Annotated in this window: 10 protein-coding genes; 4 read left to right on the forward strand and 6 right to left on the reverse strand. The window is 65.0% G+C overall.

Translation table 11 applies throughout. The features are described from left to right. Nucleotides 1-12: 12 nt before the first annotated feature. Nucleotides 13-882: a LysR family transcriptional regulator gene (locus tag AC2YJX_RS20530; RefSeq protein WP_055397480.1), complete on the reverse strand. Its 870-nt coding sequence runs from the start codon at nt 880-882 to the stop codon at nt 13-15. 96 nt (nt 883-978) lie between these two features. Here AC2YJX_RS20530 and blaACA point away from each other — a divergent pair, with 96 nt between their 5' ends. Together blaACA and AC2YJX_RS20540 are read left to right on the forward strand one after the other, a co-directional pair. Beyond that, the gene (gene blaACA, locus AC2YJX_RS20535; RefSeq protein WP_487257135.1) at nt 979-1,884 is read left to right on the forward strand and encodes an ACA family class A beta-lactamase; all 906 of its coding nucleotides are present in this window, start codon (nt 979-981) and stop codon (nt 1,882-1,884) included. Between the two features lie 47 nt (nt 1,885-1,931). Continuing rightward, entirely contained in the window at nt 1,932-2,174 is a 243-nt protein-coding gene (locus AC2YJX_RS20540) for a hypothetical protein (protein ID WP_487257136.1), read from the forward strand. A 27-nt stretch (nt 2,175-2,201) separates the two neighbouring features. Here AC2YJX_RS20540 and argA read toward each other — a convergent pair whose 3' ends face one another. From argA to AC2YJX_RS20555, 3 genes are all read right to left on the reverse strand, one after another. Continuing rightward, the gene (argA, locus tag AC2YJX_RS20545) at nt 2,202-3,548 is read right to left on the reverse strand and encodes an amino-acid N-acetyltransferase (protein ID WP_055397476.1); all 1,347 of its coding nucleotides are present in this window, start codon (nt 3,546-3,548) and stop codon (nt 2,202-2,204) included. An 83-nt stretch (nt 3,549-3,631) separates the two neighbouring features. Continuing rightward, entirely contained in the window at nt 3,632-5,662 is a 2,031-nt protein-coding gene (locus tag AC2YJX_RS20550) for an AAA family ATPase (protein ID WP_487257137.1), read from the reverse strand. Nucleotides 5,663-5,681: 19 nt separating this feature from the next. Next, nucleotides 5,682-5,933 (reverse strand): hypothetical protein, encoded by a 252-nt coding sequence (locus AC2YJX_RS20555; RefSeq protein WP_218299689.1) that lies wholly within the window; start codon nt 5,931-5,933, stop codon nt 5,682-5,684. A gap of 163 nt (nt 5,934-6,096) precedes the next feature. Here AC2YJX_RS20555 and AC2YJX_RS20560 point away from each other — a divergent pair, with 163 nt between their 5' ends. Then, nucleotides 6,097-6,228, forward strand: a complete 132-nt coding sequence (locus AC2YJX_RS20560) for a hypothetical protein (protein WP_487257138.1) — start codon at nt 6,097-6,099, stop codon at nt 6,226-6,228. 36 nt (nt 6,229-6,264) lie between these two features. Here AC2YJX_RS20560 and AC2YJX_RS20565 read toward each other — a convergent pair whose 3' ends face one another. After that, nucleotides 6,265-8,127: a serine hydrolase domain-containing protein gene (locus tag AC2YJX_RS20565; RefSeq protein ID WP_487257139.1), complete on the reverse strand. Its 1,863-nt coding sequence runs from the start codon at nt 8,125-8,127 to the stop codon at nt 6,265-6,267. Between the two features lie 139 nt (nt 8,128-8,266). Here AC2YJX_RS20565 and hrpA point away from each other — a divergent pair, with 139 nt between their 5' ends. Continuing rightward, a complete protein-coding gene (gene hrpA, locus AC2YJX_RS20570; protein ID WP_487257140.1) occupies nt 8,267-12,343 on the forward strand; it encodes an ATP-dependent RNA helicase HrpA in 4,077 nt (1,358 codons plus the stop codon). 23 nt (nt 12,344-12,366) lie between these two features. On the opposite strand, the gene AC2YJX_RS20575 is transcribed toward hrpA, so the two are convergent. Continuing rightward, nucleotides 12,367-12,723 (reverse strand): hypothetical protein, encoded by a 357-nt coding sequence (locus AC2YJX_RS20575; protein ID WP_487257141.1) that lies wholly within the window; start codon nt 12,721-12,723, stop codon nt 12,367-12,369. Nucleotides 12,724-12,800: the final 77 nt, after the last annotated feature.

Here is a 12,800-nt window from a genome sequence, read left to right on the forward strand (position 1 = left end):
AAGCGATGAAGCCTATTTTTGTTTAGTTTTCTGAGCTGTGGCGAGCCAGCCGTGAAAGGCGTGCATGGCCGCCGTCACGGGCCGGGATTGCAGCCGTGTGAGCCAGTAGGCGCCCCGGCGCAGTTCCAGCGCGAACGGTCGCACCAGGCGGCCCTGGCGCAGTTCGCGTTCGAACATGCACGCCGGGAGCAGCGCGGCGCCCGCGCCCTGGGCCGCCGCTTCGGCCAGGGTGAGCGACGAGTCGAACACCGCGCCGCGCACAACGGGGCAGGGCACGCCGGCCGCCTCGAACCAGGCGGACCATTCGTCGGTGCGGTAGCTTCGCAGCAGGGGCTGGCGCGCCAGGTCTGATGGCACCCGCAGGCTGTTGGCCAGGGCCGGGGTGCACATTACAGACATGGGCGCGTCCATGATGCGTTCGGCATGTGTGCCGTGCCAGGCGCCGTCCCCAAAGCGGATCGCATAGTCCAGCCCTTCGCCCGCCATGTCCACCCGGTTGTTGTGCGTGAGCAGACGCAGGTCCACAAACGGGCAGGCCTGCTGAAAGTCGCGCAGCCGGGGCAGCAGCCAGCCCACGGCAAAGGTGCCCACGGCGCCCACGGTCAGCACTTCGCGCGGGCGGGTGTCGCCCAGTTTTTCCAGGGCACGCGCCAGGTTGGAGAACGATTCCGTCACCACTGGCAGCAGCGCCTGGCCTTCGTCCGTCAACGCCAGGCCACGCGGCAGGCGGCGGAACAGTGGCTTGCCCAGGCGCTCTTCGAGCTTGCGGATGTGCTGGCTGACCGCTGTCTGCGTGACGTGCAACTCCTGGGCCGCCCGCGTCAGGTTGAGGTGGCGCGCCGAGGCTTCGAACGCGCGCAAGGCATTGAGCGGGAGATGCATAAGTTTTTCTGGGGGCTGGCGGCAATTATTGTCGATGGTGCTTTGGGCTCAAGCTCTTTATCGTTCAGGCCTTGTCTTCACTCACCTCCAATTTTTATGCAAAGACGACAGTTTTCCTTGGGCTTGATGGCCGCTACCACCATGCCTCTTTGGGGTTGTGCGGCCGCCAGCAACGCAGCGAACCGCGACAAGACCACCCGCGAATGGAACGAGACCCTCGCCAGCATCGAACGCACTGCCCAGGGCCGCTTGGGCGTGGCCATGCTGGACACGGGCTCGGGCCTGCAGTTGGGCTGGCGCCAGGACGAGCGCTTTGCCATGGCCAGCACCTTCAAGGCGGTGCTGGCGGGCTGGGTGCTGGCGCTGGTGGACCAGGGCAAGGAGCGGCTGGATGCCCGAGTGCACTACGCCGCGGGCGATGTGGTGGCGTATTCACCTGTCAGCGGCCCCCGTGCGGGCGATGGGGGCGGGTTGACGGTCGGCGAGCTGTGCTCCGCCACCGTGAGCCTGAGCGATAACACCGCCGCCAACGTGCTGCTGGCGCGCCACGGCGGCCCGGCGGGGTTCACGGCCTTTGTGCGGTCACTGGGCGACAGCATCACACGGCTGGACCGCACCGAGCCCACGTTGAACGAAGCCAAGGTGGGCGACCCGCGCGACACGACCACGCCGCAGGCCATGCTGCAGACCCTGCATAAACTGGTGCTGGGTGATGTACTCACGCCCCCGTCACGCGCGTGGCTGCAGCGCTGGCTGGTAGAGACGAGCACGGGCGACAAGCGCCTGCGCGCGGGTGTGCCGGGCTGGAAGGTGGGGGACAAGACGGGCACTGCCAGTGACAGCGGCACTGCGAATGACGTAGCGGTTTTGTGGCCTCCGGCTGGCGGCGCCCCGGTGCTGGTGACGTGTTATCTCACGCGGTCTACCGCCAAGCCCGAGCAGCGCGATGCGGCGATCGCCCAGGTGGCGCGGGCCGTGGCCACCGCGATCCAGAATGGGTAGCAGAGCGCACAGTAACATCGTCGCACTCAGATAGGGGCGAGAACACCATGACGCACGCAACAAAAGTACTTGGCAAATCTGCGTGGGTACTCATCACAGCCATTGGCGTCGTGTTTGTTGCTACGGGTATGTGGCTGGTGATTGCCCCTTGGGCGCCACCGTACGGTGGAAAGGCTGGCTTCGTGTTTCACTTGGCCTACCTCACGGTCGGGCAGTACGGACCCGCGATGGTTTTTGCACTGCTTGGCCTGTTTGTGCTTTTTTGGGGGCTCAAGCAACTCCGCAGCTGATTTGCGCGGCCCCTCTATCCAGAGTGACTACAACTTCTTGACCAGCACCTGGCTGCGCCGGTCCCAGTTGTACTTGCGCTTGCGCGCATCGGGCAGCCAGTCCGGGTCCACGGGCTGGAATCCGCGCTTGATGAACCAGTGCATGGTGCGGGTGGTGAGCACAAAGATACTGTCCAGCCCTTGCAGCCGCGCGCGCTGCTCGATGCGCTTGAGCAGCTTTTCTCCATCGCCCGTGCCCTGGCTTTGCGGTGACACCGTCACGGCGGCCATCTCGGCCGTCTTGGCCTCGGGGTAGGGGTAGAGCGCTGCGCAGCCAAAGATCACTCCATCGTGCTCGATGATGGTGTAGGTGGCAATGTCGCGTTCGATCTCTGTGCGGTCGCGCTTGACCAGCGTGCCGTCTTTCTCAAACGGCTCGATGAGCTGAAGGATGCCGCCCACGTCGTCAATCGTGGCCTCGCGCAGCTCTTCCAGCTTTTCGTCAATGACCATGGTGCCGATGCCATCGTGCACATACACCTCCAGCAACAGTGATCCATCCACCGCAAACGGCAGGATGTGGCTGCGCTCCACGCCAGCCTTGCAGGCCTTCACGCAGTGCTGCAGGTAAAAGCCCGTGTCCGTGGGCTGCTGTGCGGGTGGTAGCTGCGCCAGCAAGGCTTGCGCGGCGGCCAGCGGCAGCTCGGTGTCGATGGGGTTGTCGTCGCTCTCGGGCTCGGTGGGCGACATGCGGATGCCTTGCACCTCGGTCAAGAAGATCAGCTTGTCGGCCCGCAGCTCAATGGCCACGCTGGTGGCCACTTCTTCCATGCTCAGGTTGAAAGCCTCGCCCGTGGGCGAGAAGCCAAACGGCGACAGCAGCACCAGTGCACCCATGTCCAGCGTGCGCTGGATGCCCGCCACGTCTACCTTGCGCACCAGGCCCGAGTGCTGAAAATCCACCCCATCCACGATGCCCACGGGCCGCGCGGTCAGGAAGTTGCCCGAGATCACCCGCACGGTGGCACCCGCCATGGGCGTGTTGGGCAGCCCCTGGCTGAAGGCGGCCTCGATTTCATAACGCAACTGGCCCGCAGCCTCCTGCGCGCAATCGAGCGCCACCGAGTCGGTGATGCGGATGCCATGCGAATACTTGGCTGCATGCCCCTTGGCGGCCAGCTGTTCGTTCACCTGTGGGCGAAAACCGTGTACCAGAACAATCTTTACGCCCATGGCCTGGATCAGTGCCAGGTCTTGCGCAATGCTGTGCAGCTTGCCGGCCGCAATCGCCTCCCCCGTGAGCCCGATCACAAACGTCTGGTTGCGGAACTTGTGGATGTAAGGCGCCACCGAGCGGAACCAGGGGACGAAGGTGAAGTTGAAAACGGCGGACATGGCAGTGGAGAGCGGTGGGTGGCCTTGGAGCTACGGAAAAACTGGCAATGAAAGGCAGCTGAGCAGGGCCGCCAAGTCGCGCATCATAAGCATGCAGGGCTTTCGCTGTCTGGGGCAGTTGCAGCCTGGCCCCCTGTTTGTTGCCGAAACGCCGCCAGCCGGGCCGCAAAGGGCTCCAGGATCAAAGCTTCGTCAGGCCCCGTGTGGGCTGCCACCGCAATGGCCACGCCACTTTGGGCCATCAGCGCCTGCATCTCGGGCTGGGCGATCATGCCGTGGTCCAGCAGGGCCTCTACCAGGCGGGTGAGGGCACCCCGGTACTGGCCCAGCAGGGCGCTGGCGCGCTGGTATTGGGACTGCAGCAGTTCCTCGATGGCGGCGTTGCTGGGTTCCACGTCGGTGTTGAGGTGGTTGTCCAGCTCCACCGTGACGTCGGTGCGGGACAGTCGCGTGCCAAATCCATGGTGGCGGATGAAGCGCGCAGCCTCGGCCGTGACCTGCTTGTAGTCCTGCTCCGCGCCGGTCGTGCAGGCCATTTCACCAAACACCAGCTCCTCGGCCACGCGGCCCGCCAGACCCACGCACATCATGTCGAGCGCGTTCTGCCGCGTTGTGACCTTCAGGCCCGCAAAGCTGTTGTAGCCGCCCTCGAACGAGGCGATGTTGATCTTCACCTCCTGCGGGGCCTGGCCGAACAGCAGACAGTAGACCAGCCCGTGGCCTGCTTCGTGCACGGCCAGCAGTGCGCGGAAGTCGGCATTGGCGCGCTGCTTGAGGCGGTTGAGCTCCAGCGTCACCGCAAATTGCGCCTGCTGCTCAATGCCTTGGGCGCTAGCGCCACGGACCACCAGATGGCGCTTGTCGGTCGCCAGCGTGATGCCAAAGTCCTGCGCCAGGGGCAGCTGCTGTTCCAGCACCCAGAGCGCGGCGTTGACCAAATTGGCGCTCAGGATGGCATGCACCGACGAGAACAGCGGCCGCGTGCCCTGGGCCGGAAACACCGCGTTGGCGTACAGCTCATCGTGCACGTCCTGCTCGATGGCAAAGCGCACGCCGCACTGGGCGGCAATGTCGTCGCAATACCGCGCACACAGGTTGCGGATGAGCTGCTCGTAGGTGGCCTTGTTGAACGATGGGTAGATCACATGCTCGTTGCCCAGCCGGGCGATCTGCTCAGGCTTGAAGCGTTCGCTGAGCGCCTTCTTCACATCGATGAGCGAAAGTTTGCGCGTGAGGCGGTGGAAGATGTCGGCATCGGTGTCGCAGTCTTCCACGCGCTGTGCGGTCTCGTGGTACATCTCGTCGAGGTTGCCGCAGACGAACACCAGCAGCTTGCTGTAGTCAGTCTCCCAGGACGAAAGCGACTGCTGAAACCGCGTGAACAGCGCCTGCACCTGTGCGGGCGGCCACTGCATGATCTCGGCCAGGGGCGCTTGCAGCTTGAGCATGCGCTTGAGTTCCTGCGCATCCCAGGCGTCGAGCTGAAAGCGGTAGGGCTTCTTGCCCGCGCGCTCCTCCTCGTTATCGTCAGCGCGCTCGGCTTCGTAGTGCGCGTCGGCCAGCTTGCGCTCGATGTTGGTCAGTGCACTCAAAGCGGGCGGCAGGCGCCCGTCGGACAGCAGCGTCCACACATCCTGGTAGCGCTCCACCTTGACCTCTTCACCTTTGGTGCTCACTGTGCGAAAGCGCTGGAACTCGTCCAGCACCAGCATGCCTGGTGCGCCCTCGTGGATGCCAGAGTCGCCCAGCATGCCCGAGATGGACGAGCTGCGGTAGCTCGCGCCGTGGCTGAAGCCGTCCATCTGCACTTCGACAAAACGGTCGTAAAAGCCCAGCAGCTGCGCCAGGCGCCGCGTGAGCTGCGTCTTGCCCGTGCCCGTCAGGCCCCACAGGCAGACGATGACGGGGCGGGTGATGAGCTGGGGCAATACGTACCAGGCGCGGATGGCATCGATCACGCGGTCGATCACGTCGTCGATGCCAAAAAGCTCGGCCTTGAGCTGCGCTGCGGCCTGCGCCAGCGCCTGCTGGCGCTGGGCCAGCAGCTCCCGGTGGGCGGTGCCCGGTGTGTGCCGCTCGCGCGGCGTGGTTTCTTGAAGGGTAGAAAGGTCCATGGTTTTCAATCGTTTTGTATCAGTCGCTTTCGGTGAAGCGGGATGTCTGGATCGCCTTGCGCAGGGCGACGTTGTCCGCACGGCGCTGGGCCCCACGGGTTCGTATGTGCTTGCCTGCCGCACTGGACAGGCTGCGTTGGGCCAGCGCTGCGGCCACAGGATTTCGGGGCGGGCCCGAGGCTTCGAGCTTCAACACCAGGGGCGCCTTCATGCGGCGCAGCTTCTTAAGCTCGCCCTGGGCGAAGGCCCGAGACAGTTTTTTGGCACTCATGTGCACTCCACAAACAAAAAACCCCGGCAATGGAGCCAGGGCTTGTGGTGCGCTGCAATGAATGGATGCAGAAACGCGCTTGCCGTGGCTGGAATTGCTGTGAATGCACAGTCCAGCCGGGGCGGTGGACCGTGGTCAGGCGGGAGCGAACAAGGGAACAAACATGGTGGTGACCTCCAGTGTTTTCAGGGGCTGCAGTTGCGGCGGGCGCGGCCTGAAAGAAGCGCGAATTGTGGCGATGCCCCCGGTGCTTGGCAAGCCGAAGGCGCCGCAATCGGCTGAATTTGTCGCTTGAAAAGAACAGTGCGGTGGGGGGTGAACAGCGCAGTTTTCAGGCTTGGCGCCGGTAGATCCAGCCAGCGGCGTGCATCCATTCGTCCTTGTCGCGCGTCTGCACCACCAGTTCCACCAGATCACGGCCCGCGTTGAGCGGCACCTGCACGGTCATGCCGGCCCGGTCCGCCGACAAGGGCAGCAGGAACTGGCTCTCGTCCCAGAACAGGTAGCCGGGCAGTTCGGGCAGCTCCCGAAGTCTGGAGGCCCCCACACCAATGGCCAGCGGAATGGATGTGGGTGCTTCGTTGGTCAGCAGCCAGGTGCTGTCGAGCCGCGCAGTCCAGGGGGCGGCAAGGGGGCCGGGTGCGGGCGGCATTTGTTGGCCGATGGGCACGGTGATCCAGTAGTGCCCCGCCGTGGCGGCCTCGCGCGCAAGGAGGTAGCGGCGGCCTTCGGACTGCTCCCAGCGGTAGTGGGTGCCAGGCTGGGCGTCTGACCACCACCAGCCATCGCTGCGCAGGCGAAGCCCGGTGCTCAGGTTTTTCCAGTCCTGCAGTTTTGGGTTCCACGACCACAGGTCAACCTGTTGGCGGTCGGGCGAGACGGCTTTGATGGGCGCGGAATAGTTGCCATAGATGCCGAGCAGGGCATCCACCGCGCTGGAGGATGCGGTGGCCATGGCGGGGGCGGCGCTCGAGACCCGGGGCGGCAGCACACGCAGTTGCCCCGTCTCCTGCAAGGCGCGCAGCGCAATGCCCTCGGCAATCGGGCCCGGCTTGAAGCTGGCGGCGTTGCCGGTGATCATGACCGCCATGCCCGCCTGGGGCAGCACGCAGAAGTCGCTGGAATAAAACATGGTGCCGCCGCTCTTTTGCCACGCGAGCACGCCCGCAGCATTCAGGCCCGGGTGCCGCGCACTGTCCCAGCCCAGGCCCGACTGCCAGTCGGGGGTGAGGCTGGGGTGCATGCCCTGGTTCTGAATCCTGCCCATCTCGGCCACGCTGGTTTTCGACACGATGCGCTGGCCATCGTGCTCGCCGCCCTGGATGAGCATGGCGGCCAGCTTCATCATGTCGCCGGGTGTGGTGCACAGCCCGCCCGTGGCGTAGCCCATCACGAACTCCTGGCCCTGCGGCGCGTCGTTGATGCTGCCGGGGGCAAAGTTGCCCGGTGGCAACGGCTGCAGCGTGTAGCCTGATCGGGCCATGCCCAGCGGGTTGAGCAGGGCGGACTGTACAAACGCCGGGTAGGTTTGCCCGGTGACGGCCAGCACGATGCGCTCGATCAGCGTGAAACCGTCGTTGCAGTACACCGCCATGGCGCCGGGGGGGTGCTTGAGGTGCACATGGGCCATGGCTGCCTCCACCTCGGCGGCATAGCCCGGCAGCGGCGCAAAGGCAAACATGTTGTGCAGGTAGGTGCCGGGCAACCCCGAGGCATGGCTCAGCAGGTGCCGGACGGTGATGTCGCGGTAGCCCGGCGACAGCATCGCGAACTGCGGCAGGTAGCCCACCACCGGGGCATCCAACTGCACCAGCCTGCGGTCTACCAGCACCATGATGGCCAGCGCCGCGAGCACCTTGCTGACGGAGCCGACGTTAAAGCGTGTGTCGGGCGTTGCGGGCGTGGTGGCGTTTGCATCCAGCGCACCGAAGGCCTCTTGCCAGACGATGTGGTCGTTGTGCAGCAGTGCCACGGAGGCCGCCCGCATCTTGCTGCTTTGCATGGCTTCGCGAATTTCCTTGCGCCCCCAGGCAATGGTCGTTGTGAGGGTGGGGGATGCAGTGCCGCTGCCACCACAACCGGGCAGCAGCGAAGCCATCGCGCTGGTGCCCGCCCAGGTCAGCCAACCACGGCGCGATGCAGGAAAAAGGCGGGGCTGATCAACAAGATTCTGGGCGGATGGCTGTCGGGGCATTCGGTATTCCTGGGGGCATTGGCCACGGAGGCATCGCCAGTCGAGGCGCGATTGTGGAAGCCCCGCACCCGGGCTGGCAACCGCGCGCATGGCCCGTGTTGCACGCGGCCAACGCCCGGCTCGGATAATGCAGCCCTCCATGACCGAATCCGCGCCTCCACACCCCTTGCCAACCGCCCCGCGCACTGCGCCGCTGCGCATCACCTTTCCTGAGTCCCTGCCCGTATCGGGCAAGCGCGAGGAGATCATGGAGGCTATCAGCAAGCACCAGGTCATCATCGTGTGCGGCGAAACGGGCTCAGGCAAGACCACGCAGTTGCCCAAGATTGCACTGGCGCTGGGCCGGGGCAAGTGCAACGCCAGGCCAGGCACCAAGGGCCAGCTTATCGGCCACACCCAACCGCGCCGCATTGCGGCCAGCAGCGTGGCCAAGCGCATTGCCGAAGAGCTGAACACTCCGCTGGGCGATGTGGTGGGTTTCAAGGTGCGGTTCCAGGACCGCCTCTCCCGCGATGCCTCCGTCAAGCTCATGACCGACGGTATCTTGCTGGCCGAGACGCAGACCGACCCGCTGCTGAAAAACTACGACACCATCATCATTGACGAGGCGCACGAACGCAGCCTCAACATCGACTTCCTGCTGGGCTACATCCGCCAGATCCTGCCGCGCAGGCCTGATCTGAAAGTCATCGTTACCTCGGCCACGATTGATGCGGACCGGTTTGCCAAGCACTTTGAGTCGGCCAAGGGCCCGGCCCCCGTCATCATGGTGTCGGGCCGCACCTTCCCGGTGGAGCAGCGCTATCGCCCGTTTGAAGAAAGCCGCGACTACGGCCTGAACGAGGCCATTGCCGATGGTGTGGACGAGCTGTGGCAAGGCAATGCGGCCGGTGACATCCTGGTCTTTTTGCCCGGCGAGCGCGAGATCCGCGAAGCGGCCGACCACCTGCGCAAGCACCTGTCGCACCAGCCCGTGATGCGCAACGCCGAGGTGCTGCCGCTGTTTGCGCGCCTATCCCAGGCGGAGCAGGACCGCATCTTTGACGGCCACACAGGCCGCCGCATCGTGCTGGCCACCAATGTGGCCGAGACTTCGCTCACCGTACCAGGCGTGCGGTACGTCATTGACGCAGGAACAGCGCGCGTGAAGCGCTATTCTTTCCGTAGCAAAGTCGAGCAGCTGCTGGTCGAGCCCGTCAGCCAGGCCGCCGCCAACCAGCGTGCCGGCCGCTGCGGCCGGGTGGCCAACGGCATCTGCATTCGCCTGTATGACGAGGCTGGTTTCAATGGCCGCCCCCGTTTTACCGACCCCGAAATCCTGCGGTCATCGCTGGCAGGCGTCATCCTGCGCATGAAGTCGCTGCACCTGGGCGACGTGACGCAGTTCCCCTTCATCGAGGCGCCTTCGGGCCGCGCGATTGCCGACGGCTACCAGCTGCTGGCCGAGCTGGGTGCGGTGGACGACGCCAACGAGCTGACCCCCATGGGAGTGGAGCTTTCGCGCCTGCCGCTGGACCCGCGCGTGGGCCGCATGATCATCGAGGCGCGCGACCGCAAGGCGCTCGATGAGGTGCTGGTGATTGCCAGTGCGCTCAGCGTGCAGGACGTGCGCGACCGCCCCATGGAGGCGCAGCAGCAGGCCGACCAGGCGCACGCCAAGTTCGACGACGACAAGAGCGAGTTCAGCGGCTACCTCAAGCTGTGGAAGTGGATCAACGAAGCGCGGGGCGGAGCACCCAGCCTGCCATCGGCCCGTGCGCAGAAGGCGATGGCCGCGCAGAAGGCGCCTTCGCAGGCCTACTTGCCGGTGGCGCAGCGCAGTGGCGGGGGCAGTCCTGCCGCAGCGCCTGCTGTACCCGCCGCCGTCCCCGCTGCGACTCACAAACTCAGCAACCGCCAGTACGAGCAGCTGCTGCGCCAGAACTTCATCAGCATCCGGCGCCTGCGCGAGTGGCGCGACATCCACACCCAGCTGCTCACGGTGGTCACCGAGCACAAGTGGCAGATCAACACCCAGCCCGCCAGCTACGAGCAGCTGCACCTGTCGATGCTGGCCGGGCTGCTGGGCAACGTGGGCGCCAAGAGCGACGAAGAAGACTGGTACCTGGGCGCGCGTGGCATCAAGTTCTACAAACACCCCGGCGCGCACCTGAACAAGAAGCCCGGCCGCTGGATCGTGGCGTCGGAACTGGTGGAAACCACGCGTCTGTTTGGCCGGGGCATCGCGGCCATCGAGCCGCAGTGGCTGGAGCAGATTGGCGGGCACGTGCTGCGCAAGCAGCTGCTTGACCCGCACTGGGAGAAAAAGTCTGCCGAAGTGGTGGCACTGGAGCGCGCCACGCTCTACGGCATCGTGGTCTACAACAACCGCCGCGTGAACTTCGGCAAGGTAGACCCGCACGCTGCGCGCGAGGTGTTCATCCGCGAGGCGCTGGTGGGCGGCAACTGGGAGACCAAGCAGCCTTTCCTGGCCGCCAACCAGAAGCTCATTGCCAAGGTCGAAGAGCTGGAGCACAAGTCGCGGCGCCAGGACGTGCTGGTGGACGACGAACTCATCTACGCCTTCTACGACCAGCAGCTGCCGCCCGAGGTATGCAGCGGCCACAGCTTTGAGGCTTGGTACCGCGAAGAAAGTAAAAAACAGCCTGATCTGCTCAAGCTCACCCGCGATGAGCTGATGCGCCACGAGGCCGCAGGCATTACCACCAACGCCTTTCCCAAAACCGTGCGACTGGGTGGCTTGGACTGCGCCGCCAGCTACCTGCACGAGCCCGGCGATGCGCGCGACGGCATCACCGTGACCATCCCGCTCTTCGTGCTGAACCAGGTGAGCGACGAGCGCTGCGAATGGCTGGTGCCCGGCATGCTCAAGGACAAGATCCAGGCGCTGCTCAAAAGCCTGCCGCAGCGCCCACGCAGCCGCTTTGTGCCGCTGCCCGAGTCCGCCACCCGCCTGGCCGCGCTGCTGGGCACGCCCGAACGTTTTGGCACCGGCAGCCTCACCGATGTGTTGCTCAAGCAGGTGCGCGACGAAACCTCGCTGGATGTGAAGCGGGCGGACTTCAAGCTCGACATGCTCAGCCCCCACCTGTTCATGAACTTCCGCGTGGTGGATGAGCACGGCCGCCAGCTGGGCCACGGCCGCAACCTGGGCGCGCTCAAGGCCGAATGGGGCGCCAAGGCGCGCGGCGCATTCCAGGCGCTGGCAGGGCTCAAGCTCGGTGGCGGGGCGGCAGAGAGTGAAAAAAATGAGTCAAAAATGCCTCCAGCGCTTGATGGTAAAGCGCAAGCAGCTACTAAATCAGGAGTAAAGGGGGCAGCGCCCGCCACCGCGAAACCTGCGAGCGTCACCCCATCGACCCCCGCAGGCCAGCGCTACACCACCTGGACGTTTGGCGAGCTGCCCGAGCTGATGGAGATCAAAAAGGCCGGGCAGACGCTGATCGGCTTTCCGGCGCTCATCGACGGCGGCGACGCTGTGACCATCGAGGTTTTTGACGAGCCCGAAGTCGCCGCCGCCAAACACCGCGCGGGCCTGCGCCGCCTGTTTGCGCTGCAGATCAAGGACGCCCTCAAGTACCTGGAAAAAAACATCCCCGATCTGCAGAAAATGGCCGTAGCGTTCATGCCCCTGGGCACGCAGGAAGAGCTGCGCATCCAGATCATCGACGTGGCGCTGGACCGGGCCTTTTTGCTCGACCCGCTGCCCACCGACGAAGTTGCCTTCAAACGCCGCGTAGAAGAGGGCAGGGGGCGCCTTACCTTGATCGCCAATGAGGTGGCGCGCCTGGCCGCCACCATCCTCACTGAATACGCAGCCGCCGCCCGCAAGATCAAGGACACCAAAAACGCCCCCGAAGCCACTGCGGACGCACTGCAGCAGCTGCAGCGCCTGGTGCCCAAGAACTTCATTGCCGTGGCCCCGTGGACGCAACTGGCCCACTACGCCCGCTACCTCAAAGCCATCACGCTGCGGCTTGATAAATATCGCGCCGACCCCGCCCGTGACGCTGCCAAGCTGGCCGAGCTGCGCCCGCAAGAGCAGCGCTACTGGCGCCTGGTGGCCGAGCGCAAGGGGCAGGTGGATGCGCGCATGCAAGAGCTGCGCTGGCTGCTGGAGGAGCTGCGCGTGAGCTTCTTTGCGCAGGAGCTGCGCACGCCCCAGCCGGTGAGCGTGAAGCGGCTGGACAAGCTGTGGGCGCAGGTCAATAGCTGATGGCCGGGGTGGAGGCCTGCGCCTTACCCCCTGGTCCAGATCTTGATCGTCACGTACATCGTGTAGCCCAGGGCGAGCACCAACCACACCACAAAAAACAGGTTGGCCCAGTACTGGCCGGAATGCTCTGCCAGGGTGTAGACCTGCCCGGCGCAGCCCTTTCCAACGCAGGGAATTTCGCGCAGCACCACTGCGCGCAGGGCTTCGAACAAAAGGTAGCAACCCAAACCGGCAACGAGCAAGAAGCCAATGGGCCCGACAGGTGGTTTGGTGAACTCATCGTTCTCGTCGCGCAAGCCCTGGTTGAGCAACTTCTGTCCGTACCGGTAAAAGAAGTAACCGACCAGGATCATCAGGGCGTAGTAGACGAGGGTCAGCATGTCGTCGAGTCTTGGTAGGTAGGAGGAACAAGCGGCGTGGCGACGATGGTAGCCGACGCACCTCGATCACAGCCGCC

The sequence above is a fragment of the Acidovorax sp. SRI_002 genome (assembly GCF_057586455.1).

Coding starts and splice junctions, on each gene's coding strand:
- blaACA (WP_487257135.1), top strand. CDS start 979: ATGCAAAGACGACAGTTTTCCTTGGGCTTGATGGCCGCTACCACCATG.
- AC2YJX_RS20560 (WP_487257138.1), top strand. CDS start 6,097: ATGGTGGTGACCTCCAGTGTTTTCAGGGGCTGCAGTTGCGGCGGGCGC.
- AC2YJX_RS20575 (WP_487257141.1), bottom strand. CDS start 12,723: ATGCTGACCCTCGTCTACTACGCCCTGATGATCCTGGTCGGTTACTTC.
- AC2YJX_RS20530 (WP_055397480.1), bottom strand. CDS start 882: ATGCATCTCCCGCTCAATGCCTTGCGCGCGTTCGAAGCCTCGGCGCGC.
- AC2YJX_RS20540 (WP_487257136.1), top strand. CDS start 1,932: ATGACGCACGCAACAAAAGTACTTGGCAAATCTGCGTGGGTACTCATC.
- AC2YJX_RS20565 (WP_487257139.1), bottom strand. CDS start 8,127: ATGCCCCGACAGCCATCCGCCCAGAATCTTGTTGATCAGCCCCGCCTT.
- hrpA (WP_487257140.1), top strand. CDS start 8,267: ATGACCGAATCCGCGCCTCCACACCCCTTGCCAACCGCCCCGCGCACT.
- argA (WP_055397476.1), bottom strand. CDS start 3,548: ATGTCCGCCGTTTTCAACTTCACCTTCGTCCCCTGGTTCCGCTCGGTG.
- AC2YJX_RS20555 (WP_218299689.1), bottom strand. CDS start 5,933: ATGAGTGCCAAAAAACTGTCTCGGGCCTTCGCCCAGGGCGAGCTTAAG.
- AC2YJX_RS20550 (WP_487257137.1), bottom strand. CDS start 5,662: ATGGACCTTTCTACCCTTCAAGAAACCACGCCGCGCGAGCGGCACACA.